Source organism: Streptomyces fildesensis, from assembly GCF_016107395.1.
GTDB classification, from domain to species: Bacteria; Actinomycetota; Actinomycetes; order Streptomycetales; family Streptomycetaceae; genus Actinacidiphila; species Actinacidiphila fildesensis.
In genome coordinates this window covers 85,130-106,273 of the sequence record NZ_JAAIKO010000023.1, presented here as the reverse complement: position 1 = coordinate 106,273, position 21,144 = coordinate 85,130, and the positions used below count along the sequence as shown (strand labels likewise).

27 protein-coding genes and 1 pseudogene are annotated in these 21,144 nt (G+C 70.8%); 16 read left to right on the top strand and 12 right to left on the bottom strand.

Annotated features, from left to right (window positions below; genetic code table 11):
• The first annotated feature begins 37 nt into the window (after nt 1-37).
• The 3 genes from C6N31_RS26315 to C6N31_RS44225 all read left to right on the top strand — a co-directional run bounded on the left by C6N31_RS26315 (nt 38) and on the right by C6N31_RS44225 (nt 1,936).
• The gene (locus C6N31_RS26315) at nt 38-649 is read left to right on the top strand and encodes a hypothetical protein (protein ID WP_198358394.1); all 612 of its coding nucleotides are present in this window, start codon (nt 38-40) and stop codon (nt 647-649) included.
• Nucleotides 646-1,230: a DUF6624 domain-containing protein gene (locus tag C6N31_RS26310; RefSeq protein ID WP_198358393.1), complete on the top strand. Its 585-nt coding sequence runs from the start codon at nt 646-648 to the stop codon at nt 1,228-1,230. The genes C6N31_RS26315 and C6N31_RS26310 overlap by 4 nt, the downstream gene beginning before the upstream one ends.
• A gap of 127 nt (nt 1,231-1,357) precedes the next feature.
• Nucleotides 1,358-1,936, top strand: coding sequence for a hypothetical protein (locus C6N31_RS44225; RefSeq protein ID WP_232485668.1), 579 nt, complete (start codon nt 1,358-1,360; stop codon nt 1,934-1,936).
• Here the strand turns inward: C6N31_RS44225 and C6N31_RS26300 are convergent.
• Entirely contained in the window at nt 1,933-2,331 is a 399-nt protein-coding gene (locus C6N31_RS26300; protein WP_232485667.1) for a hypothetical protein, read from the bottom strand. The two genes, C6N31_RS44225 and C6N31_RS26300, sit on opposite strands and share 4 nt — an antisense overlap.
• 255 nt (nt 2,332-2,586) lie before the next feature.
• Between C6N31_RS26300 and C6N31_RS26295 the strand changes: the two genes are divergently transcribed.
• The 5 genes from C6N31_RS26295 to C6N31_RS26275 all read left to right on the top strand — a co-directional run bounded on the left by C6N31_RS26295 (nt 2,587) and on the right by C6N31_RS26275 (nt 6,001).
• Complete coding sequence (locus C6N31_RS26295) at nt 2,587-3,429, top strand: Scr1 family TA system antitoxin-like transcriptional regulator (RefSeq protein ID WP_198358392.1); 843 nt, start codon at nt 2,587-2,589, stop codon at nt 3,427-3,429.
• A complete protein-coding gene (locus C6N31_RS26290; protein ID WP_198358391.1) occupies nt 3,426-4,325 on the top strand; it encodes a Scr1 family TA system antitoxin-like transcriptional regulator in 900 nt (299 codons plus the stop codon). The genes C6N31_RS26295 and C6N31_RS26290 overlap by 4 nt, the downstream gene beginning before the upstream one ends.
• The gene (locus C6N31_RS46985) at nt 4,325-4,852 is read left to right on the top strand and encodes an STAS domain-containing protein (RefSeq protein WP_198358390.1); all 528 of its coding nucleotides are present in this window, start codon (nt 4,325-4,327) and stop codon (nt 4,850-4,852) included. The genes C6N31_RS26290 and C6N31_RS46985 overlap by 1 nt, the downstream gene beginning before the upstream one ends.
• On the top strand, nt 4,849-5,475 hold the full coding sequence (locus tag C6N31_RS26280; protein ID WP_198358389.1) for a hypothetical protein: 627 nt from the start codon (nt 4,849-4,851) through the stop codon (nt 5,473-5,475). Before C6N31_RS46985 ends, C6N31_RS26280 begins: the two co-directional genes overlap by 4 nt.
• Before the next feature lie 142 nt (nt 5,476-5,617).
• Nucleotides 5,618-6,001, top strand: a complete 384-nt coding sequence (locus C6N31_RS26275) for an ArsR/SmtB family transcription factor (RefSeq protein ID WP_198358388.1) — start codon at nt 5,618-5,620, stop codon at nt 5,999-6,001.
• 110 nt (nt 6,002-6,111) lie between these two features.
• On the opposite strand, the gene C6N31_RS26270 is transcribed toward C6N31_RS26275, so the two are convergent.
• From C6N31_RS26270 to C6N31_RS26255, 4 genes are all read right to left on the bottom strand, one after another.
• The gene (locus C6N31_RS26270) at nt 6,112-6,780 is read right to left on the bottom strand and encodes a class I SAM-dependent methyltransferase (RefSeq protein WP_307811548.1); all 669 of its coding nucleotides are present in this window, start codon (nt 6,778-6,780) and stop codon (nt 6,112-6,114) included.
• Nucleotides 6,781-6,994: 214 nt separating this feature from the next.
• Entirely contained in the window at nt 6,995-7,906 is a 912-nt protein-coding gene (locus C6N31_RS26265; RefSeq protein ID WP_198358386.1) for a F510_1955 family glycosylhydrolase, read from the bottom strand.
• A gap of 98 nt (nt 7,907-8,004) precedes the next feature.
• Nucleotides 8,005-8,640, bottom strand: a complete 636-nt coding sequence (locus C6N31_RS26260) for a DUF305 domain-containing protein (RefSeq protein WP_198358385.1) — start codon at nt 8,638-8,640, stop codon at nt 8,005-8,007.
• Between the two features lie 85 nt (nt 8,641-8,725).
• Complete coding sequence (locus C6N31_RS26255; protein WP_198358384.1) at nt 8,726-9,130, bottom strand: DUF6153 family protein; 405 nt, start codon at nt 9,128-9,130, stop codon at nt 8,726-8,728.
• A gap of 93 nt (nt 9,131-9,223) precedes the next feature.
• Here C6N31_RS26255 and C6N31_RS26250 point away from each other — a divergent pair, with 93 nt between their 5' ends.
• From C6N31_RS26250 to C6N31_RS26240, 3 genes are all read left to right on the top strand, one after another.
• Nucleotides 9,224-9,655 (top strand): hypothetical protein, encoded by a 432-nt coding sequence (locus tag C6N31_RS26250; protein WP_198358383.1) that lies wholly within the window; start codon nt 9,224-9,226, stop codon nt 9,653-9,655.
• Nucleotides 9,656-9,802: 147 nt separating this feature from the next.
• On the top strand, nt 9,803-10,963 hold the full coding sequence (locus tag C6N31_RS26245; protein ID WP_198358382.1) for a PLP-dependent cysteine synthase family protein: 1,161 nt from the start codon (nt 9,803-9,805) through the stop codon (nt 10,961-10,963).
• Nucleotides 10,960-12,219 (top strand): MFS transporter, encoded by a 1,260-nt coding sequence (locus C6N31_RS26240; protein WP_198358381.1) that lies wholly within the window; start codon nt 10,960-10,962, stop codon nt 12,217-12,219. Before C6N31_RS26245 ends, C6N31_RS26240 begins: the two co-directional genes overlap by 4 nt.
• A 57-nt stretch (nt 12,220-12,276) precedes the next feature.
• Here C6N31_RS26240 and C6N31_RS26235 read toward each other — a convergent pair whose 3' ends face one another.
• Nucleotides 12,277-13,284, bottom strand: a complete 1,008-nt coding sequence (locus C6N31_RS26235) for a cation diffusion facilitator family transporter (RefSeq protein ID WP_198358380.1) — start codon at nt 13,282-13,284, stop codon at nt 12,277-12,279.
• 136 nt (nt 13,285-13,420) lie between these two features.
• Nucleotides 13,421-14,509, bottom strand: coding sequence for a cation diffusion facilitator family transporter (locus tag C6N31_RS26230; protein ID WP_438817432.1), 1,089 nt, complete (start codon nt 14,507-14,509; stop codon nt 13,421-13,423).
• 77 nt (nt 14,510-14,586) lie between these two features.
• On the opposite strand from C6N31_RS26230, the gene C6N31_RS26225 reads away from it, so the two are divergent.
• Nucleotides 14,587-14,943, top strand: coding sequence for an ArsR/SmtB family transcription factor (locus C6N31_RS26225; RefSeq protein ID WP_198358379.1), 357 nt, complete (start codon nt 14,587-14,589; stop codon nt 14,941-14,943).
• A 130-nt stretch (nt 14,944-15,073) separates the two neighbouring features.
• Here the strand turns inward: C6N31_RS26225 and C6N31_RS26220 are convergent, their stop codons facing one another.
• A complete protein-coding gene (locus C6N31_RS26220; RefSeq protein WP_198358378.1) occupies nt 15,074-15,400 on the bottom strand; it encodes a DsbA family protein in 327 nt (108 codons plus the stop codon).
• Nucleotides 15,401-15,493: 93 nt separating this feature from the next.
• On the opposite strand from C6N31_RS26220, the gene C6N31_RS26215 reads away from it, so the two are divergent.
• The 3 genes from C6N31_RS26215 (at nt 15,494) to C6N31_RS26205 (ending at nt 17,265) form a co-directional block, all read left to right on the top strand.
• Nucleotides 15,494-15,829, top strand: coding sequence for an ArsR/SmtB family transcription factor (locus C6N31_RS26215; protein ID WP_198358377.1), 336 nt, complete (start codon nt 15,494-15,496; stop codon nt 15,827-15,829).
• Nucleotides 15,829-16,530, top strand: a complete 702-nt coding sequence (locus C6N31_RS26210; protein WP_198358376.1) for a cation efflux transmembrane domain-containing protein — start codon at nt 15,829-15,831, stop codon at nt 16,528-16,530. The genes C6N31_RS26215 and C6N31_RS26210 overlap by 1 nt, the downstream gene beginning before the upstream one ends.
• A 387-nt stretch (nt 16,531-16,917) precedes the next feature.
• The gene (locus tag C6N31_RS26205) at nt 16,918-17,265 is read left to right on the top strand and encodes a sulfurtransferase TusA family protein (RefSeq protein ID WP_307811547.1); all 348 of its coding nucleotides are present in this window, start codon (nt 16,918-16,920) and stop codon (nt 17,263-17,265) included.
• 320 nt (nt 17,266-17,585) lie between these two features.
• Here C6N31_RS26205 and C6N31_RS26200 read toward each other — a convergent pair whose 3' ends face one another.
• The gene (locus C6N31_RS26200) at nt 17,586-18,152 is read right to left on the bottom strand and encodes a rhodanese-like domain-containing protein (RefSeq protein ID WP_198358375.1); all 567 of its coding nucleotides are present in this window, start codon (nt 18,150-18,152) and stop codon (nt 17,586-17,588) included.
• Between the two features lie 91 nt (nt 18,153-18,243).
• Between C6N31_RS26200 and C6N31_RS26195 the strand changes: the two genes are divergently transcribed.
• Nucleotides 18,244-18,522 (top strand): metal-sensitive transcriptional regulator, encoded by a 279-nt coding sequence (locus C6N31_RS26195; RefSeq protein WP_124276065.1) that lies wholly within the window; start codon nt 18,244-18,246, stop codon nt 18,520-18,522.
• Nucleotides 18,523-18,544: 22 nt separating this feature from the next.
• On the opposite strand, the gene C6N31_RS26190 is transcribed toward C6N31_RS26195, so the two are convergent.
• From C6N31_RS26190 to C6N31_RS26180, 3 genes and pseudogenes are all read right to left on the bottom strand, one after another.
• Nucleotides 18,545-19,288: a sulfite exporter TauE/SafE family protein gene (locus tag C6N31_RS26190; RefSeq protein ID WP_198358374.1), complete on the bottom strand. Its 744-nt coding sequence runs from the start codon at nt 19,286-19,288 to the stop codon at nt 18,545-18,547.
• Nucleotides 19,285-19,650: a rhodanese-like domain-containing protein gene (locus C6N31_RS26185; RefSeq protein WP_198358373.1), complete on the bottom strand. Its 366-nt coding sequence runs from the start codon at nt 19,648-19,650 to the stop codon at nt 19,285-19,287. The genes C6N31_RS26190 and C6N31_RS26185 overlap by 4 nt, the downstream gene beginning before the upstream one ends.
• Before the next feature lie 34 nt (nt 19,651-19,684).
• Nucleotides 19,685-21,050: pseudogene (locus C6N31_RS26180) on the bottom strand (MBL fold metallo-hydrolase).
• Nucleotides 21,051-21,144 lie beyond the last annotated feature (94 nt).

Below are 21,144 nucleotides of genomic sequence, written 5' to 3'. Positions count from 1 at the left end.
CGCAGCGCATCACCAGTACCCCCTTTACGGAGCCTTCATGACACACCCCACGACTGACCCTGTCCCGCAGCAGTCCGCCGAGCCCTACCCGGATGTACGCGCCCAGAGCTTCGATGCAGTCAGCGAACTGGGCGACACCCTTCGCGCGGCCGGCCTTCGCGTGTTCTACCTCCAGGTGAACGACCGCGAGGAGGGAGCACCTTCCATCAGTCTGGGCAACGTCGATGCCGCGACCGCGTTCGACCTGGCCCGGCGGGTGCGAGAAAGCATGAAGCCGCTCTTTCGTGCGGGCGACGCTCTCCACCGGGCGTTTCTCGCCTGCGATTTGGAGACCTCCGGGCCGCACATCGCATCCGGTCGGCTCCAGCTCGGCAAGGTCTCCGTGCCCACCGCGGATCGCCTGGCGTGCCTGCTGGGAGCCGCGCCCCAGGACGAAGGCCGGGACATCACCGAGTGGCCCCAAGCGCAGCAGGTTGTCGAACGCCTCGGCAAGGCGGTTAAGAGGGCCACCCGTGGTGGCTTCCTGGACCCCACATTCGACCCAGAATGTTTCAAATGCCACTGTGACGCGGAGATTGATCTTGGATCTCTCGACCTGCGGGCAGGCCGTCGCCTCGCGGGAGCTCTCCAGGCAGCGGCGCGCGGATGACGAAGCTCCAGCGGCCCGATATCGCCCGTGACCTCCTCGACCGTGCCGCTGCCGCGCGGCTGCACCACAGCAAGGTCGCCCGCGGGCACCTGAGCCCCCCAGAAATCGTCGCCGCCCGGCATCAAGACCACGCGAACGCCGGCGTGCTGCGCCGCATCGCAGCAGAGCACGACTGGCCCGGTCGCCGGCTCGTCGGTGGCGACGGCGCCCAGGCCGCGTACCAAATCGCCCTGTACGCGGACCACGAACCCGACTTCCAGAACGCGATGCTGCGGTTGCTGGCCGCCGCGGTGAAGGATGGCCAGGCTCCGGCCGGGCAGTGGGCGCACCTGCACGATCGGTGGTGCATCAACACGGGTCAGGCCCAGCTCCACGGCACGCAATTTGGCCGCGGGCCCGGCGGCATGGAGGTAGTACCGGTGCGGGAGCTGCAGCACCTCGATACCCACCGGGCCCGAGCGGGACTGCCGCCCCACGCCGCCGCGGCCGAGGCCGTTCGCCGCCGCCACCTCCCCACCCGGGACGGCGAGTCGCCCCAAGCGGGACTTCCCGACATGGTCCTGGTCAAGCGGGCCGCATGACGCCCGACAGCGGCACCTGCCGAACGCCCCCTGAACCGCCGTGCCTCCCCTGCGGTGCACCCCCCGCCCGCACCGGGGGCGCGGCTCCAACTCCACCGTCTCGTTTGTCTCCGAGAGAGGTACGACCATGCCCGTCCAGACCGCACTTCCCAGCCCGCATCTGGTGGCTGAGGCCGCTGTGCACATCCTCCAGCGTTTGGAGGACGACCACGAATTCCCCGCCTTCCACAAGGCCAGCCTCAACTACAGCGACGACTGGCAGTGCTTCACCGGCTTCCCCGTCATCTCGAAGTGGAAGCTGGAGGATGACGCCCCGCCGCTGTTCGTCGAGGCCATGCGCGCCCTGGCCCTCAAGGCCGCTGTCTACGCGCTGACCGAGGACGAGAAGGCGGCCGAGATCGCTATCGCGGTTCCGGTCGATGAGATGACGCACGCGATGCTCGCCCAGTCCCAGCTCCTGCACCGCATCGCGGACTGCCACGCCGTCAGCATCATCCACCAGACCGATCAGGAACACACCGACTACCGGCACGGCGACTACACCCACCAGTGCTACACCGCGGCGTGGGGTGAACCGCCGGCCCGCTACTGGCTGGACCACCAGCAGGTGGAAGCCAACCGCGCCCACCTCGCCGGCCTCTACGCGAGCATCGGCATAGGCCGGTCCGGGCGCGAGCACACCATCGCCTTCGCCCCGGCGGCTTAACCCAGCGCCGCCGTCACGTCCAGATCCGGATCCGACGCCCGCAGAATCTGCGACGCCTGCGCGATCACTGAGGCGAAAGCGTCCGGCGGCGCTGCGGTCAGCGCGGCCCGCAACCACTCCCGCACCTCGCCCGCGTCCGCCGGCGGCGGCACCTCCCACGGCAGCACCAGGCGGTCCGTCGCGTACGGGGCGGCCGGCAGGCCCACCCGGTCGGGGTGCACACACACCGCCACCCCCGCCTTGGTGTACCGGTTGCCGTTCTCGGGGTCGAAGGGGCAATCCCGGCTGGGCTTGGCCACCACGTCGAAGGCCCCACCAGGCAGCACCAGGGAAGGGCAGATCGCACACACCGGCCGCTCACCCTCCCGGGAGAACGGCTCCCGATCCTCCACCACCCCGCTCACCCTCCCCACCGAAGCGACCACTTCAAGGACTCCGCAGCGTAGCGACTGCGGCCCGACGAGTAGCCCGAACCGCCATGGTCCGGCACGAGAACCGGGGGGGCGCAGTTCCATCTCCACCTTTCGACTATCTCCGCCGAGGAATGCCATGCCCACCCCTCTCCAAAACGCACCAGCCGCAGGCGTTGCCGGGCCCCCACACACACCCCCTACCGCGAGACACCCGGGCCGAGACCGACTGCCCGCATCGTGATAGGCGCTTACCTGCGCACGCTGCGCCAGGACCAGAACCTGACGCTCATCGAGGCCGCCGACCTGTTGGGTATCTCCGCCGAGCACCTGGAGCGAACCGAAGGGGGGCGCAGACCCCTGAGCCAAGAGCAGTTGGAGCAACTGATTGATCGGTTTCCCTCCTGCGGTCCGCACGAGCAGCGCATGCTGCGCGGCCTGCTGGCGCCCACCAGCGCGCAATTCGTGGGCCGCGGCGCGGATCCGGACATGGTGCTGGACTGCGCTCCGGGCTGGACGGCTCGGCTGCGGGCCTGTGAGCGCCATGCCTCCGATATCGTCACCTACAGCGCCGGGCTGGTGCCCGCGATCTTACGGATTGACGCCTACAGCGAAGCATTCTGCGCCGATGCGCTGACCCAGCAGCAGCGGCGCCTGGGCCCGGCGCGCGCGCTGCCTCGGGGCGACCGCAGACGGGTGCTGGTGCCTCTGGATGAGTGCGGGTTACGCCAGCCTGTCGGCGGCCCCTGCGTGATGGCCGCCCAACTCGCCCACCTTCTGCGGGCCAGTGCGCGCGGAGACGCGCAGATTCAAATCATGCCGCGGATGGAGAACCTGCGGCTGCCGGCCGGCTTCCACAGCGAACTGCGCATCCGCAGGCGCCTGCTCTTCGTCAGCGAAGGCGTGGACGCGTCCTACTTCAGCGGACCGGCAGCCAAAAGTGCGCACGGCCCGTATCTGCGCGCCGCGATCAACGGCGCCCACAGCGTCGAGCACAGCCGCACCCTGCTGGACACCGCGCGTGCCGCGTTCCAACGCCGTGCCGAGCCCTCACCCACCCAGGAATGGCGGGGACCGCGATGAGCGAGACCGACGGGATGATGCCGCTCATCCGTTCCGCGCTCAGTGCGCTTCCCCAGCCCGCTGGGCTCCCGCCCCGAGAACCGGATACTGCCTTCCCCGCGACACCGCCCGCCCGCGTGATCCTCGGCGCCTACCTGCGAGCCTTACGCCGCAACCAGGGCCTGTCCCAGGACGCCGTCAGCCGCCGCGTCCACTGCACCATCGAAACGCTCGCCCGAACCGAGACGGCCGCGCGAAAGCCCTCCGAACACCTGGTTACCGCGCTGCTGCGCGTCTACCAGGTCAAGAACCCCGCCGAGATCGACGCCGTACAGCAGCTGGTGCTCCGGACGGACGGCCGGAACTTCGTCATCGACGACAAGGCCGGCTACGGCCTGCGGCTGGCCGCGTGCGAAGCCATCGCCGACTCACTGTGCGTACACGCCCAGCACGTCATACCCCCCATCGTGCAAACCGCCGCCTACACAGCCGCCCTGCACCACTCCCGACGGCCACCGGTGCCCCGCGCGCTGGGCCCCCGGGACGACCGAACGGTGCTGGTGCTGCTGGACGAGACGGTGCTGACCCGGCCCGTCGCCGGGCCGGCCGTGATGGAAGCCCAGATCACCCACCTGCTCCACGCGATCAAGGACGGCATCGCCGACGTGCGCGTGATCCCGCTGGGCAGCGGATGCTTCGTCCCCCGCCGCCAGATCACCGAACTGCTCTTCCGCCGCGGAGAGCAACGCCTGTTCGTCGAAGAAGCGGCCGGGGCCGCCTACAGCAGCGGGCCACAGCACGGCCAGGAGGCCAGCACCCGCCTCGACACCGCCGAAACCCTCGCCGCCAGCCCCGACGAGAGCCGGCAGATGCTGGAGAACGCCCGCGTGCGCTTCCACGACCGCAGGACACCGTGATGGACGATCGGATAGTCGAGGTCACGCTCCCGTACATCGAGGCCGGAACCCTCACCTGGACGGGAAAGGACGGCCGGCTCGTCCTGGGATTCGAAGACGCGCAGGTGACGCACCTTCTGGACGGCCGGCACACCGTTGTCACCGTCGAAGGCATCCTGGGCGTCTACGAAGCCCCCACGCTGCGGGAGTACCTGACGAACCTGATCGACGAGGGCAACGGGGACCTGATCGTGGACCTGACGGGCGTCGGGGTCCTGGACTCGACCAACCTGGGCGTCCTGGTCGCCGCCTGCAAGCGCCTGCGCACCCAGCGGCCTGACCCGCGAACCCTGTACCTGGTGGCCCACAAGGACACCGGGCCCGTTCACCGGATCATGCTCATCACCGGCCTCACCAAGGTTTTCTACCTGTGCGACTGCGTTCCCAACGCCCTGCGCGCAGCCCCCACCGAACCACCGGAGCAACAGGAGGCCCCCGCGGAGACTGCGGTCGGCCCCGCCGCGGGCGGGCAGGAGGATCCGCGATGACCGACCCTCAGCCGAAGGTCGTTCCGTACATGGCCGCGTGGAGCGCGGAGCAGCGCATCGTCCGGACGCTGCTGTGTGGCAAGGGCGGCATCGTCTATGCGGATGAGCAACCCCACGACCGCGATAGCCGAGGGGCGCTGTGGATCGGCACCACGCTGGGCCAAGGCCGCGGTAGGCCGGAGTTCGCCCGCACCCATGCGCAGCGGCAGCGCCGGTGTATGCGGGCCCTGCTGTGCCAGGTCTGTGGTGGCCTCGCGGACCGCAGCGAGCAGGGTGTGCTCTGGCTGGTGGAGGACGATGAAGGCCGGGCCGAAGAGGCGAACTGGCCGGAGGACCTGGTCACCGTTCACCCTCCGATCTGCGTGCCCTGCGCCCACCAGTCCCTGCGGCTCTGCCCCCACCTGGCCGAGCGGGGCTCCGTGGCTGTGCGCGTGAGGGAGTCCGCCGTCGAGGGCGTCTACGGCCAGCTCTACCGCTCCAGCCGGCACTCCCCGGTGCAAGTGCGGCAGGACACCGTTTTCTACGACTCTCCGGAAATCCGATGGGTCCTGGCCGCCCAACTGACCAGGACCCTGCGCGGCTGCACAGTCGTAGACCTGGCCGCGGCAACCGCCAGCACCTGACGCCGCACACGCACCCACGGTGGACGCTGGAGCAGGACAGAAGGCATGACAAAGCAACCCTTCACGGGCGGAGGACGGGAACGCACCCACCGTACAGGAATATCTGAATAGGTCTTCATGTGTGCCGGGTAGGATGAGCGCTATGGGTCATGGAATGGACGACAGGGGCACCGCCACCACCCGAGAGCGCCTCGACGCTGTGGGGACCGCTGACGTCGCCGCGACCCTCCAGGCCCTGGCCACCCCTTCTCGGCTGCGGATTCTCGCCCGTCTCCAAGAAGGCCCGTGTGCGGTCGGCGACCTCGCCGAAGCCGTCGGCATGGAAGCCTCCGCCTGCTCCCATCAGCTGCGGCTGCTGCGCAACCTCGGACTGGTCACCGGCGAACGCAACGGCCGCTCGATCGTCTACGCCCTGTACGACCACCACGTCGCGGAACTCCTCGACCAGGCCCTCTTCCACGTCGAGCACCTCCGCCTCGGGCTGCGGGACATGCCCGGCGCGGAAGCATCAGCCTCGACGGCGTAGCGCGGACCCGCCCAGCACCTTGCGTCTGACTGCCAGCTGTCGGCGCAGGCGAAGGGACGCTCTCAGCCAAGCGAATGGCGGCGCGACTTTTCGGACTATCGGGGCGGCGCTCACCGGGGCAGGGTCTGGGTGACGCGCCACAGCCGGCGGGGCAGGTCGCCCTCCTCGAAGGCGTGGACCTCGTTGAGGGTCCAGCCGTCGGCGAGGGCGTTGACCAGGTCGCGGTCGAAGAAGTGCACCGCGAAGCCGCCGTGCTCGAAGATGTCGTCGCCATGCGGCGTGCCGCTGCTGTAGTGGGCGTCGCCGGTGTGCCGGACGGTGTAGAGGAAGGATCCGCCGGGCCGCAGCACCCGGCGGACCTCGCCCACCAGGGTGTGGATTTCCTTGGTCGACAGGGCCATGCACAGCAGCATGTGGGCGAAGACCGCGTCGACCGAGCCGTTTGCCACCGCCAGCGGCTCGCGCACGTCGTGCACCACCGTGGCCACACGGTCCCCGACACCCTGCGCCTGGGCGGCGTGGGCGAGCTGCTCCAGACCGGTGGCGGAGAAGTCGGTTGCCCGCACCGTGAAGCCTTCGCGGGCGAAGTAGAGCGCATCGCGCCCGTGTCCGGCGCCGAGCTCCAGGACGTCGCGTGCTCCGGCCGCCCGGAAGACGTCGGCGGCGTGAATGGCTGGGTCGGAGGGCTGTTCTCCGTACATACCCGGGTGGGCGGTGTACGTGCTCTGCCAGTGCTCGCGCTGGGCGTCTGCCAGCCTCTCGTCCCGCTCCTGCGCCACGTGGTGCTCCCTCACTGCCGGCGGCATCGCTCCCGTACAGGCCACGGGTAAGCGTAAATCTTCAACGGCCTCCGGCTGCCGGGCGGTGGCGGGACAAGCCAGGCACGGCACGGTGTGTCGGAGAACGCCCATGGCGGACGTAGGGAGTTCGCCGTCAGCAGCGCGGCCGTTCCGTGCCGGCGTGGCGAGGACGCCGGCACGGGGTGTTCGGGCGTCAGTGACCCTCGGATTCCGGCTGGGAGCGGTGGAGCACGTTCCAGGTGCGGCCGCCGTCCTTTGACTCGTACACCGTGTCGGCGTCGTCGGCGGCGAGGAGACGGGTGGTGTTCACAGCGGTCAGGACGGTGGGCTTTGCGCCATGGGGAAGGTGTCCGTGTTCGGTGAAGGTGGTGCCGTCCGGGCTGGTCAGTACGCGTCCGTCGGTGGCGAGGGCGATCAGCAAGGTCGACGTCGGGCGGTCGATGGCGGCGAGGTCCTGGGCTCCGGGGACCGGCTGGAAGGTGCGTCCGCCGTCGGTGCTGCGTTGCAGTCCGCTGTCGGTGGTGGCCCACAGGCGCTCGGGGTCGCTGTCGGTGGCGGCCAGGTCGGTGATGGCGGCTTTGGATCGGCGCTGCCAGGTGCGGCCGTCGTCGGTGCTGGCCCACAACTGGGCGGACTGGCTGTCGTAGCCGTAGAGGGTGGTGCCCGCGCACTGGAGGGAGTGGAAGTCCGCCGTGCCTTGTGCGGACAGTGTCGTCCAGGTCTTTCCGGCGTCGGTGCTGCGGATGAGGCCGAGGTGGGGGGAGGTGGCTTTCGGGTCGGTGGGTGAGGGGTGGCCGCTGGCCAGGAAGGTGCGAGGTCCCGTGATGGTGAAGCCCATCGTGTCCTGGTAGTGGTCGGCTATCCGGACGGCCTTGCCGCCGGTCAGGCGGAACACGCCGAGGTGCCCGGCGGCGTAGACGCTGTTGTCGGCCGGGTCGACGCCCAGGCCGTGCAGGTGGCCGGTGCCGGGGTCGGGAGCCGGCACGGGGGCGGACGTGGTGTCGCTGGAGGAGCAGGCGCTCAGCACGGCGGCGGTGGCGGCCAGCGCGAAGACGGCCCCCGCGCGAGCGGTGGTGAAGGAGAGCGGGCGAGAGCGGATGATCACGAAGATGTCCCGGTGGCCGGAGGAAGAGTGACGGGCGAGAGGGGCTGGGCGGCAGGCGGGGCAGCATCCCGGAGGTGTTGCCCCGCCTGCCGGTTGCGTCAGCTCGTGCCGAGCATCTTGTTCATCTGGGTGATCTCCGCGCTCTGAGCGGTGATCACGTCGTCGGCGAGGGTCTTGGCCGGGCCGTAGGCGCCCTTGCTCTGCTCCTTCTTCGCCATCTCGATCGCGCCCTGGTGGTGTCCGACCATCATGGTCAGGAACGCGGTGTCGAAGGCTTTGCCCGATGCGTTCTTCAATTCGTCCATCTGCTGGGTGGTCATCATGCCGGGCATGGACGAGGCGTTCCCGTGGTCCATGCCGTGGTCCATGCTGCCCATGTCGGAGGGGACCTTCTCGCCCCAGGTTGTGAGCCAGCCGGACATGGTGGTGATCTCCGGGTCCTGCGCGTTCTTGATCTTCGCGGCCAGCGTCTTGACGTCGCTGCCGGCGGCCCGGGTGCCTGCCAGGTCGGCCATCGCGATGGCCTGGCGGTGGTGCTGGATCATCTGGGTGGCGAAGGAGACGTCGGCGGCGTTGTGCGCGCCGGTCGACGCCGGCGCGGAGGCAGGCGGGCTGGTCTTGCCACTGTTGGAGGTGCCGGTGTCGCTGCTGCCGCAGGCGGCCAGGACGAGGGCGGCGGTGGCAGCGGCCGTCACGGCGGCGGCCCGGCGGAGGGTGGAGCGGTGTGCGGTCATGGCTGTGCAACTCCTGTGGTGAAGCATCGGATGGGCATGCCGGAGCACGGCGGTCGCCAAAGGAGGCGATGCCGTGCGGGCGCGCCTAAATACGCAGGAGCTGCAGTTCACTCAAGGAGGGCGGGGCCCTGCCCCCGCCGACGGCGTGTCCGCTCTGGTGCTGCGGCATCCCGGCCTGCGCGGCCGGCTCCACGGCCACCAGCGTCAGGGCAGGAAGGGCCGGGCCGTGGCTGGTACCCGCGGCGACGCAGAGCGCGTCGGCGTGATGGCTGTGACCTCCGGCCGGACCATGGGCCTGATCGTGGCACGCACAGTCGTCAGCCGGGAAGGCTGCTGGTGCGTGAGCGGGCATGGGCACAGCAGCCGCGGGTGCCGCACTGGCGGACGTGAGACCGTGCATGCCCAGCAGACCGACGAGCACGGCCAGCACCAGCAGCACCTTCACCCGCCAGGCGGGCTCCGGTGCCGAGGGGAAGCGGACAAGGCTCACGTGCCCATCGTAGGCGGAGCCGGGAGCCCCGGCCGGGCGGCCCACCCCACCCTTATCGACACTTTACGTGACCGATCGCGTACCTTGTGTGACATGTCGATGTGGGTGATGCTTCGGAGCGCACAGCGCGGACGGCCCCTGGCATCGGTGATCGCCGTGGTCCTGCTCGGGCTCGTTCACCTCCTCGGCTGCGCCCACGGCCCGCAGCTCACCGGGGGCAGCCACACCGACACCGTGCCGATCACCACTTCGGCTCACGCCCAATCGGCAGCGAACGCCTCTGCGGAAGGCTCCCGGCCGCCGTCACACCCGACGGTGGAGTGCTCCGGGGAGGACACCCCCGCCGTCGCGGCCCAGCGGATCACTGCCCCGGCCGCTCCGGCGCCTGTTGACACCACGCCGGCGCTCTCGCCGGCGCAAGCGACGCTACGGCAGATCGCGACATCCGCCCCGCCCCGGGCGGGGCCCGGCGAGGGCGCAACGCAGGCCCGGACACGCGCGGTCCTCGGGGTGTGGCGGACCTAGACCGGACGGTGCACCGCGCCGGCCGGCGGGGAGCCGATCTGCTCCCGCAGCCGGCGCGGTGCCGCGCGATCGGAAGCGTCCGCCTGCCCGCTCAACCGATGCGGCCGCACCTCCTGACAAGGGGCACGGCCGCGGGAGAACTGCGCCATGAACTCTTCACTCCTGCCCGTGCTTCCCCCTGCCCCGGCCCGGCTGCTGGCCGCCACGTCCCTGCCCGTCCACACCCCGGCCGGCCTGGTCGGTGACACGCCCCTGCTGTGGGTCGGCGAGCCGTTCACCCCGGCGGGCCGCGGTTTCTGGGCAAAACTCGAAGGCCACAACCCCGGCGGGATCAAGGACCGCACCGCCCTGTACATGGTGGCCCGCGCCCGCGAGCGCGGGGACCTGCTGCCCGGGGCGCCGATCGTGGAGTCGACCTCCGGCACGCTCGGCCTGGGCCTGGCCCTGGCCGGGGTCACCTTCGGCCACCCGGTCACCGTGGTCACCGACCCGGGCATGGAGACGATGATGACGGGTCTGCTCACCGCCTACGGCGCCGACGTCCAGAGCGTGACGCGGCCGCACTCCACCGGCGGCTGGCAGCAGGCCCGCCGCGAGAGGGTCGGCGAACTTCTTGCCGCCCGCCCGGACGCCTGGTGCCCCGACCAGTACCACAACCCGGACAACGTGGCCGCCTACCGTCCCCTGGCCCACGAGCTCATCGCCCAACTCGGCCGGATCGACGCCCTGGTCGTCAGCGTGGGAACGGGCGGCCATTCGGCCGGGATCGCCCACGTGCTGCGCGGATACTTCCCCGACCTGCGGGTGACGGGGGTCGACACGACCGGCTCGACGATCTTCGGGCAGCCCGCCGCCCCGCGCCTGATGCGGGGGCTGGGCAGCAGCATCTATCCCCGCAACGTCGACTACACCCTGTTCGACGAAGTCCACTGGGTCGCCGCCCCCGAGGCGGTGTGGGCGGCCCGCGCCCTGGCCAGGGACCACTACGCCACCGGCGGCTGGAGCGTGGGGGCGGTCGCCCTCGCCGCCCGCTGGCTCGCCGGACAGCTGCCCGCCGAAGCACGCATCGCGGCGGTCTTCCCCGACGGCCCCCAGCGGTACACCACCACCGTCTTCGACGACGCCTACTGCCGCGAACACCACCTGCTCGGCCACCAGCCCGCAGACGCCCCCGAGGAGATCGGCTTCCCCGGCGAGCGCACCGTCACCCGCTGGACGCGGTGCACCACCGTCACCGACCCCCTCGCGAGCACGGCCCCCCTCGGCGCGGACGCCACCGGCTGCGACCTGGCGGAGGCCGCCCGATGAAGACCCTGTGGGCCACCACCGCCTCCTTCCCCCCGGTCGTACGGCTGTTGATGGCCAACCAGTTCGCCATCAACCTCGCCTTCTACATGCTCATGCCCTACCTCGCCGCCCACCTCACCGGCGACCTCGGCCTCGCTGCCTGGACGGTCGGCCTGGTCCTGGGCGTACGCAACCTCTCCCAGCAGGGCATGTTCCTCATCGGCGGCACCATCGCCGACCGCTACGGCTACAAAGCCCCCATCATCGCCGGATGCCTGCTGCGTACCGCAGGGTTCGCCCTACTGGGCTGGGTCGACAACGTCCCCGCGCTGATCATCGCCTCCGCTGCCACGGGTTTCGCCGGCGCCTTGTTCAACCCCGCGGTACGCGCCTACCTCGCCGCCGAAGCCGGCGAACGGCGGGTGGACGCCTTCGCCACCTTCAACGTCTACTACCAGGCCGGCATGCTGCTCGGCCCGCTGGTCGGACTGGGCCTGCTGGCCGCCGACTTCCGGGCGGTGTGCACCGTGGCCGCCGCGATCTTCGCCGCGCTGACCATCCTGCAATGGCGGGCCCTGCCCGCGGCCGCCCGGCAGGACGGCGCTTCGGGGCGAGAGGAGGGCGGGGTGCTGGCCCAGTGGCGCACGGTCGTGGCCAACCGGCCGTTCCTGCTGTTCGCGTGCGCGATGATCGGCTCCTACGTACTGACCTTCCAGGTCTACCTCGCCCTGCCCTTGGCCGCCGATGACGCCCTGGGCGGCAACGGGACCAAGGCCACCAGCGCCCTGTTCGTGGTCTCAGCGGCGGTAGCCGTGATGGGGCAACTGCGTTTGACCGGCTGGGCGAAACGCCGCTGGAGCGCCGACCAGGCCCTGGTACGGGGTCTGGCAGCGATGGGCTTGGCCTTTGTGCCCCTGGCCCTCGTGCCCGCGCAAGCGGGTACGAGGGCGGTGCTGGGAGCGCTGTTTGCGGCCGTCGTACTGCTCGCGGCCGGAAGCGCGGTGGTCTACCCCTTCGAGATGGACACCGTGGTCTCACTGGCCGGGGGCCGACTGGTCGCCACCCACTACGGCCTCTACAACACCGTCTCCGGCCTCGGTATCACCCTGGGCAACCTCGCCACCGGCGCACTGTGGGACTTCGCCCACCGCCACCACGCCGGATGGCTCGTCTGGGCGGGGCTGGCCGCCACCGGCGCGCTGTGCGCGGCAGCCGTTCGTGCGCTGTCCCGAAGCGGCCGCCTGGCCGCCCCGATTCCCCAGCCGCTTCCCGCCTGAGATTCCCCACTCGCCCTGGAGGCAGTGGTCGGACCTTCGGGGCGAGCGGCCTTCGGTTCAATGCGCGTGAGGGCCGGGACGGTGGACGGGGCCGTGGGCGTCGTCGCAGTGCGCCCGGTCGGTGTCCGGTTCGGTGGGATGCAGGGTGAGCAGCTGCTCGGGGGCGTGGTCGACCTGCAACGTGGTGTGGGTGATGCCGGGGCCGGCGGCCAGGAGCTGTTCCAGGTCCCGGCGTACCGCGTGGCAGTCCCCGCCCGGCTCGACCAGGACATGGGCAGACAGGGCGCTCTGCCTGGACGTGATCGTCCAGACGTGCAGATCGTGGAGCTCGACCACCCCCTTCTGATCGACCAGCAGATCACCCAGCGCGTCGGGGTCGATACCGGCCGGGGCGGCCTCCAGGAAGATGCGGCCCGAGTCGCGGACCAGGCCGTAGCCGGCCTTGAGCATCAGGGCGACCACCAGCAGGGAGGCGATCGCATCCGCGCGGGCGAAGCCGGTGAACAGCACCACCGCGCCGGCGATCGCGGTGGCGATGAACCCGAACAGGTCGGTCAGGATGTGCTGGTAGGCGCCCTCGACGTTCAGCGAGGTCCGGTTGGCCTTGGAAATCGCCCACGCCGCCACCACATTGACCGCCACTCCGACCAGGGCCGTGGCCAGGACCAGGCCGCCGGTGACCTCCGGCGGGGAGATCAGCCGGTGGATCGCCTCATAGGCCAGCCACACCGACAACAGCAGCAAGGTCAGCCCGTTGGCCTGCGCGGACAGGATCTCCACCCGCTTGAGACCGTAGGTGTAGGAGCCCTTGGCCGGGCGGGCGGCCAGCCGCATCGCGATCAACGCCAGCACGATCGAGGCGACATCGGTGAGCATGTGCGCCGCATCCGAGATCAACGCCAGCGAGTTGGCCATCACGCCGACGACCACCTCGGCCGCCATGAACACCGCGATCATCACCAGCGCGACCGTCAGCCACCGGCGGTCCGCGTCCGCCGACACCCCGTGGGCGTGGCCCCCGTGCCCGCCGCCGTGCTCCTGATCATGGTCGTGGGTGCTGCTCATGACGGTGGTCCTCCCCCGGGGCCCGAAGCGGGCCCGCGTCCGGAAGTGAAGCGCAGATCGCGCGGAGATCCAAAGGCTGCAGTGATGACCGTTGTCGTTACCGCGAACGCGCCCTGGTCTGCGCTGTCGCTGCTGGTCAGGAGTGGTGGTGGGCGAGGACTGCGTGCGGGTCCTGATCTCCGGTGCGGGTGGGGTCGGCATGGATCAGCGCGGCCGTCAGCCGGGGGACGGCGTGCAGCAGGGCGTGCTCGGCCTCCACCGCGACCTGGTGAGCCAAGATCAGGCTCAAGGAACCGTCGACGGTGATGGTGGCCTCGGCCCGCAGCTGGTGGCCGATCCACCGCATCCGCACCTCGCCGACCCGGCTCACCCCGGGCACCGACCGCAGAGCGGTCTCGGCGCTGTCAACGAGGGCGGGGTCGACCGCGTCCATCAGACGGCGGAAGACCTCCTTCGCCGCGTCCTTGAGCACCAGCAGGATCGCGACGGTGATCAGGAGACCGACGATCGGGTCCGCCAGCCGCCAGCCGAGCGCGGCCCCGCCCGCTCCGAGCAGGACCGCCAAGGAGGTGAAGCCGTCGGTGCGGGCATGCAGCCCGTCGGCGACCAGGGCAGCGGAGCCGATCTTGCGTCCGGTACGGATCCGGTAGCGGGCCACCCACTCGTTGCCGATGAAGCCGATGACCGCGGCGGCCGCAACCCACGGAAGGTGGGTGATCTCCTGCGGGTTCAGCAGCCGGTCGACGGCGGTGTACGCCGCCAGGGCGGAGGACGCGGTGATGGTGAGCAGGATCGCGATGCCCGCCAGATCCTCGGCCCGGCCGAAACCGTAGGTGAAGCGGCGGGTCGCCGCCCGACGCCCGATGACGAAGGCGATGCCCAGCGGCACAGCGGTCAGCGCATCAGCGCCGTTATGGATCGTGTCCCCCAGCAGCGCGACCGACCCGGACAGAACGAACACCAGAGCCTGGAGCACGGTGGTGACACCAAGGACCCCCAGCGAGATCCACAGCGTGCGCATGCCCTCCGCCGAGGACTCCATCGCCGAGTCGACCTTGTCCGCCGCCTCGTGCGAATGCGGAGCAAAGGCGTGGCCGACCTGGTGCCGCAGCCTCGACCAGCGGGAAACACCACCCACGTGGTCATGCCCGTGGCCGCCGTGCTCGTGATCGTGGTGGTGCTCGGCGAAGGCGTGCGGCTCCAGGGTCGGGTCGTGGTCGCTCACTGGCTCAGCGCCTTCCGGATCGGGGACAAGGGGCGTGCCGGCTGGACACCCACGATCCAGTCTCGCATCATGTGCGTATGAATGCACGCATGCATGTATCAGGTGCTCATCGCTCGCAAGAGCCAGACGAAGGCGAACGACTCGACGTGGCGGTGGAAGTGCTCGGACTGCTCGCCGACCGCACCCGCCTGGCCCTGCTGCGCCGACTCGGCGAGGGCGAGGCAGATGTGACCACGCTGGCCGAAGCATGCGGCGCGGCCCGACCCTCGGTCAGCCAGCACCTGGCCCGGCTCCGCCTGGCCGGACTGGTGGCCACCCGCAAGGAAGGGCGCCGAGTGATCTACGCCCTGCGCCACGGCCATCTGCGCAATCTGGTCGAGGAGGCTCTCAGCGTCGCCGATCACCAGCTCGGCGCGCTGCCGCCCCACGACTGACATCGACCCCGGCCGCCGCCCAGGGTCCTTCTGTGCGCCATCTCCGGCAGACTCCGTACCCATCCCGCCTCGGTCGTCGGGCAGGCCCACGCGGTCTCGCGGGTGTCCTGTCGCTGAGGCGAGAAGCGGGTCAGCGGCCCGGCCGGTCCGTGCGGGCGGCGGCCAGCGCCTGCCGCAGCCGGCCGGGGTCCGGCAGGCCGGACAGGCCCTTCACGGTCCGGTACATCCGGCACGACAACCCGACGGAATTCGAAGACTCGGCGAACGGGTCACGGCCGTCGATGAGGACGGTCGGGGAACCGGCGAAGCCGACCTCCTCAGCCTGGCCCTGATCGCTGATCACTCGGGTGGCGAACCCGACCCCGCGCAGGCCGAGCTCGTCCAGCGTGCGACGCAGCTGTTCGGCGGCGGGCTTCTCGTGGGGGCAGTCCGGTACGACCAGGAGCTCGATGTTCACTCCTCCAGGATCGCGCGGGCGTTCGCCGTACGGACCAGGCCGACCGTGAGTTCACCACCTTCTGAATTCAGGGTTCTGTGTATTCTCGTCGTCGTGCTGACTCTTGCTCCCGACATCGAGGTGCTGGCCCGGTTCGGCCGCGCGCTCGCCGACCCGATCCGCTGCCGGATCCTCCTCGCGCTGCGCGAGGCGCCGGCCTACCCCTCCGACCTCGCCGACACCCTCGGCGTCTCCCGGACCCGACTGTCGAACCACCTGGCCTGCCTGCGCGACTGCGGGCTCGTCGTCACCGTGCCCGACGGCCGCCGTACCCGCTACGAGCTCGCCGACGCCCGTCTCGGCCACGCCCTGGACCATCTCCTCGCCTCGGTGCTCGCCGTCGAGTCGGACAAAACCTGCCCGGACGCCACCACGGAGGGATGCTGCTGATGACCGCGATATCCCTCGGGCCGAGCCCGGCCCGCCGCGACGTTCTGGCCAGGCGCATTCGGCTGCTCGTCGCCGCCACGATCACCTACAACGTGATCGAGGCGGTTGTTGCGATCACCGCCGGAACGATTGCCTCCTCGACCGCGCTGGTCGGCTTCGGCCTGGACTCCGTCATCGAGGTCTCCTCCGCGGCCGCGGTCGCCTGGCAGTTCTCCGCCCGCGATCACGCCGTACGCGAGGCCCGGGAAAAGACCACCCTGCGAATCATCGCCATCTCCTTCTTCGCGCTCGCCACCTACGTCGCCATCGACGCCGTACGGGCCCTGACCAGCACCGGCGAGGCTGACCGCTCCATCCGCGGCATCGCTATCGCCGCGCTGTCCCTGGCGATCATGCCCTTCCTGTCCGCCGCCCAGCGCCGCGCCGGACGCGAACTCGGCTCCGCCTCGGCGGTCGCAGACTCCAAGCAGACCCTGCTGTGTACGTACCTGTCCGCGGTCCTGCTGGTCGGCTTGGCCCTCAACGCCACCCTCGGCTGGACATGGGCCGACCCCATCGCCGCCCTCGTCATCGCCGTCATCGCGGTCAAGGAAGGCCGCGACGCCTGGCAGGGCAAGGGCTGCTGCGCGGCCCCGCCCGCAGCCGCTCCGCCCCAGAAGCAAGCCTGCGGCTGCCGCGCCGGATGCGATTGCTGCGTCTGACCTCGAGTTCCGCAGCCCGCCAGCATCCGCCCCGCTCTGAGGCTGGCCGGCGACAATGTCGCCGCTGCATCGCCGCCCTGCTCGACCGACTCCACGCCGGCCTCACCGCCCGGCTCCCCGGCCGCATCCGCCTCAACGGCCCCGCCGAACCGCGCCTGCCCAACACCCTCAACATCAGCATCGACAGCATCTGCAGCCACGAACTCCTTGCCCGACTCCCGCAGCGTCACCGCTCTCCGCATCTCGCTGGGCCGCTGGACCACCGCCACCGACATCGACCGAACCGTCGAGCTGCTGACATCTGCCTGTGCTTCCGAGAATGGAGCGAACGTCGAACCCATTGAGCGGGCAGGGAACCGATGGCCGCAGAGTTGGCCGGAGAGAAGCGTGGAGGGCGAGCTGCCCCGCCGACTTGGGGTGTCACCCAGAGCCTGCCGCGAGGCGGCAGCTCCCGTTCCGGCGACGGACCTCACCGTCGATGGCACGGGCCTGCTGTGCGTGGTGCTCCGGCTGTGTGACCATATCCAGGATGCGCAGCCGGTCCATGTTGTGCACGTCATCGCCACCGATCCGGCGGCCCCGCTCGACCTGCCCGCCTGGTGTCACACGACCGGCCACACCTGCCTTGGCCCCGTCCTGGCCGACGACCAGCCTGTGTATGCACTGCGGCTGACCGCCGACGCCCGCCGCACCCGCGCCGACGCGCCGTGGCACCCGGCCGCAGCGGACCACTGACCGGAGAACGTCCGCCGCTATTTCAGGCCCGCACCGGAGGCAACCGCCGAGCTCACCAGCCTGCTCGCCCCCGGAGAAAGTGCCCGCAGACCTGGGACGGGCTGCCACACGCCCCGCGCCGCATCTGCGCGTGCATCGCACCTAGCTAGCCATAGGGCGTATGGCGGCTGTAGCTGCACTCGAATCCGCAGGCCACGGTGAGCCCCATGGAGGGGAAACAGTAGATCGTGTCTCCGAGCAGCGCCACCGACCCGGGCCCGGAATGCGTTCTCGCCGGCTGGACTTCGACAGTGATCATCCCGGTCCTGTCGGTGGGCGTATCAGCCCTGCAGTGCTTGCAGGGTGGCGTCGAGGTCGGTGGTGCGGGGCTGGTTGTGGGGGAGTTTGGCGAGGGCGGCGGCCATGCCGCAGGTGTTGGTGGCGGCGGAGAAGACCAGGCCGGTGCCGATGGCGGCGGACAGCCAGCGGGCGGGGCGCCAGCGGGTGCCGGCGGCGAGGCCGAGGACGACGAGGGATCCGGCGGCGAGTCGCACCTGGCGTTCCATGGGCCAGACGGCCCGGCCGTTCTCGGGGCGGTGAAGGGTGTGGCCCTCGCCGGCCCATGCGGTGGTGCCGCCGGTGAGGGTGGTTGCGGGGATGTCAGCTGCGGCGAGTTCGGTGCAGGCGGTGGTGGAGCGGTTGCCGGAGGCGCAGACCATGAGGAGGTCGCCGCGGGCGGCTGTGGCCTTGAGGGCCGGCAGTGCGGTGTGGAGGTGGTCCAGGGGGATGTTGTGGGCGCCGGGGAGGTGGCCGGCGGCGTACTCGCCGGGGGTGCGTACGTCGATGACGGTGTACTCGTGCAGGCGGGCGGCGGCCTGGGCGGGGATGAGGGTGGTGGGGGTGATCATGTGCGGGGTGGTCCCTTCGTAGTCAGTCCGGGGGCGGGTCTTCGTAACCGGTATGATACCCCTAGGGGTATTTTCTTCGTGGAGGTGGACAGTGGAGCTTGAGATGGCGGCCGATGAGCTGAAATCGGTGCTGAACCGGCTGCGACGGGCTCAGGGGCAGATCGCGGGGATCATCAAGATGATCGAGGAGGGCCGGGACTGCGAGGACGTGATCACGCAGCTCGCGGCGGTCTCCCGCGCGTTGGACCGGGCCGGGTTCGCGATCATCGCGACCGGGCTGCAGCACTGCATGGCCGAGGGCGGCCAGGCGGCCGGTGACCGCGATGAGATGCGGGCCCGGCTGGAAAAGCTGTTCCTGTCCCTGGCCTGAGAGCCGGTGGTGGGCGCCGTGTTCATGCGATCACGTCGATGAGCATGAACGCGGCCACCGCCAGGAGTACGCCGGCGAAGACTCGCTGAAGTGTGGGGCCGGAGATCTTGGCGGCGAGGCGTTTGCCGTCCCAGGCGCCGAGGATCGCGGCCCCGGCGAAGGGTCCGATGACTTCCCACTGGATGCCGCCGCCGGTTCCGGTGCGGGCGGTCAGGGCGGCGAGTGAGTTGACGGTGATGACGAGCAGGCTGGTGCCCACCGCTCTGCGCATCGTCAGCCCAAGCACGCTGACCAGGGCCGGGACGGCGAGGAACCCGCCTCCGACGCCGAGGAATCCGGTCACCGCACCGAGTCCGGCACCTGCCCCGGCTGCCTTGCCGGGCCGTATCCGGCCTGCCGACTCGGAGGTGGAGGGGCGGAGCATGCGCAGGGCCGCCAGTGCGGCGATCACCGCGAACGCGATGGTCAGGACCGCTTCGGGCAGGTGCCCGGAGGCTGCTCCGGCGAGGTAGGCGGGGATGATGCCCGCGGCTGCGAACAGTGATCCGGCTTTCCAGGCGACGTGCCCGTCGCGTGCGTGGGCGTACAGGGCGGTGGCGGAGGTGGCGGCCACGATGATCAGGCTGGCGGTGGTGGCCGCTGCCGGGGTAAAGCCGAGCAGGTAGATCAGGGCGGGCACGGCCAGGACGCTGCCGCCGCCTCCCAGGGCTCCGAGGGCGAGGCCGATGACGGCCCCGGCGATGAGGGCGAGAACGAGGGCCGTCACGCTATCTGGCCGCTGTTCCCGCGTTCGTCGCTGACCGGGTATCCGGAGGCGGCCCACGCGTTCATGCCGCCCTTGACGTCCACCGCCTGTTCTCCGCGCTGGGTGAGGAGTTTGGCCGCCTGCTGGGAGCGGTGTCCGCTGCGGCAGATGACCACCAGCGGCCGGCCCGACGCGCCGGGCGGCAGTTCGCCGCCGGCGACGAGCTTGGACAGCGGGGCGTGCAGGGCGCCGGGGGCGTGGCCAGCGTTCCACTCCGGCTTCTCGCGGACGTCGAGCAGGATTGCGTCCGGGGCCCGGCCGCCGGTGCGGTTGCGGGCCTGGCCCACGCTGACGCGGGGCTGGGTGCGGCGGAAGAGGAACATGAAGTTCTCCCCCTTTCTCGTGCTGGGGGCGGGATCAGCCGGTGGTCGGGGGCAGGCCGGCGTCGGTGGCGGCGTCGAAGCCGTCGTCGACGGCGACGACATCCCGGCCTGCCGCGTCCAGCAGGGACGCGGCGATCGCGGCGCGCATGCCGCCGGCGCAGTGCACCCACACCGCTCCCGCCGGCACCTCGCTGAGGCGGCCGTGGAGTTCGTGGATGGGGATGTGCACCGATCCTTCGATCCAGCCGTTCGCCCGCTCGGAGTCGCGGCGTACGTCCAGGACCACCACGTCGTCGGTGCCGTGGGCGGCGAGGCCGGCGAACGTCGAGCGCGGGAAGGCGGCGGGTGTCTGCCCGTCGGGCAGCCAGGCGGCGGGGCCGCCGATGGCGGCGGCGGCCGGGCGGTCAATGCCCACCCGTACCAGTTCGCGCTGGGCTTCGGCGAGTTGCTCGGCCGATTCGGCGAGCAGGGTGACCGGCTTGCCCCAGGGGATCATCCAGGCGAGGTAGGTGGCGATCTTGCCGTCAGCCTCGAAGTTGAACGACCCGGCCACGTGCCCTTCGGCGAAGACCATGCGGTTGCGCAGGTCGACCACCCACTCGCCAGCCGCGAGTCGTGCGGCGATCGCGGTGGGGTCCGCGAGCGCGGGCGGGGTCAGGTCGACCGGGGCGGGGCCCGCGGCGTTGGCCGGGCCCATGTGCGCGTAGTAGGCGGGCACGTCCTCCAGCCCGGCCAGCAGGTCGGCGACGAAGGTGTCCACGTCGACGGTGAGCGCCGTGTTGGCGCTCTTCTCCTTGCCGATGGTGGTCTGGTCACCATCGGACTGGGCGGAGGAGCAGAAGCTGCCGAACCCGTGGGTGGGCAGCACGGCCGTCTCGTCCGGGAGGCCGGTGGCCAGGCGGTGGGCGGAGGCGTGCTGGGCGCGGGCGAGCTGTTCGGTCAGCCGCGGCTCGACCAGGTCCGGGCGGCCCACCGTGCCGATCAGCAGCGAGCCGCCGGTGAAGACCGCCACCGGCCGTCCTGCCTCGCGCAGCGCGTAGGAGGTGTGGTGCGGGGTGTGGCCGGGGGTCGCGATCGCGGCCAGCGTCACCAGGCTGCCGGCGTCGATGTCCACGGTGTCGCCGTCTTCGACGGGCACCCGCGCGAACGAGACCTTCGCGTCGGCCGGCACGAGATAGCGGGCGCCGGTAATCCGGGCGAGTTCCAGGCCGCCGGTGACGTAGTCGTTGTGCAGGTGGGTCTCCACTACATGCGAGATGCGCACACCCCGCCGGGCGGCCGCGGCCATGACCTGGTCGATGTCGCGCAGCGGGTCCACCGCCACCGCCGTACGCTCACCGCCGGCCAGGTAGCTGCGGTTTGCCGAGACCTTCCAGCTCGATGGTGTCAACGAAGAACACGCGGGTACTCCTTTCGCATGGAAATTACCCCGGGGGGTATCTGTTTCCACCGTAACACTCGTACCCCCGGGGGTATATTCCGTGGGTGCCCGGG

Bases quoted from the DNA above. Each gene is read 5' to 3' on its own strand.
- C6N31_RS26315 (WP_198358394.1), top strand. From the start codon at position 38: ATGACACACCCCACGACTGACCCTGTCCCGCAGCAGTCCGCCGAGCCC.
- C6N31_RS26310 (WP_198358393.1), top strand. From the start codon at position 646: ATGACGAAGCTCCAGCGGCCCGATATCGCCCGTGACCTCCTCGACCGT.
- C6N31_RS44225 (WP_232485668.1), top strand. From the start codon at position 1,358: ATGCCCGTCCAGACCGCACTTCCCAGCCCGCATCTGGTGGCTGAGGCC.
- C6N31_RS26290 (WP_198358391.1), top strand. From the start codon at position 3,426: ATGAGCGAGACCGACGGGATGATGCCGCTCATCCGTTCCGCGCTCAGT.
- C6N31_RS46985 (WP_198358390.1), top strand. From the start codon at position 4,325: ATGGACGATCGGATAGTCGAGGTCACGCTCCCGTACATCGAGGCCGGA.
- C6N31_RS26280 (WP_198358389.1), top strand. From the start codon at position 4,849: ATGACCGACCCTCAGCCGAAGGTCGTTCCGTACATGGCCGCGTGGAGC.
- C6N31_RS26275 (WP_198358388.1), top strand. From the start codon at position 5,618: ATGGGTCATGGAATGGACGACAGGGGCACCGCCACCACCCGAGAGCGC.
- C6N31_RS26260 (WP_198358385.1), bottom strand. From the start codon at position 8,640: ATGACCGCACACCGCTCCACCCTCCGCCGGGCCGCCGCCGTGACGGCC.
- C6N31_RS26250 (WP_198358383.1), top strand. From the start codon at position 9,224: ATGTCGATGTGGGTGATGCTTCGGAGCGCACAGCGCGGACGGCCCCTG.
- C6N31_RS26245 (WP_198358382.1), top strand. From the start codon at position 9,803: ATGAACTCTTCACTCCTGCCCGTGCTTCCCCCTGCCCCGGCCCGGCTG.
- C6N31_RS26240 (WP_198358381.1), top strand. From the start codon at position 10,960: ATGAAGACCCTGTGGGCCACCACCGCCTCCTTCCCCCCGGTCGTACGG.
- C6N31_RS26235 (WP_198358380.1), bottom strand. From the start codon at position 13,284: ATGAGCAGCACCCACGACCATGATCAGGAGCACGGCGGCGGGCACGGG.
- C6N31_RS26225 (WP_198358379.1), top strand. From the start codon at position 14,587: ATGAATGCACGCATGCATGTATCAGGTGCTCATCGCTCGCAAGAGCCA.
- C6N31_RS26210 (WP_198358376.1), top strand. From the start codon at position 15,829: ATGACCGCGATATCCCTCGGGCCGAGCCCGGCCCGCCGCGACGTTCTG.
- C6N31_RS26200 (WP_198358375.1), bottom strand. From the start codon at position 18,152: ATGATCACCCCCACCACCCTCATCCCCGCCCAGGCCGCCGCCCGCCTG.
- C6N31_RS26185 (WP_198358373.1), bottom strand. From the start codon at position 19,650: ATGTTCCTCTTCCGCCGCACCCAGCCCCGCGTCAGCGTGGGCCAGGCC.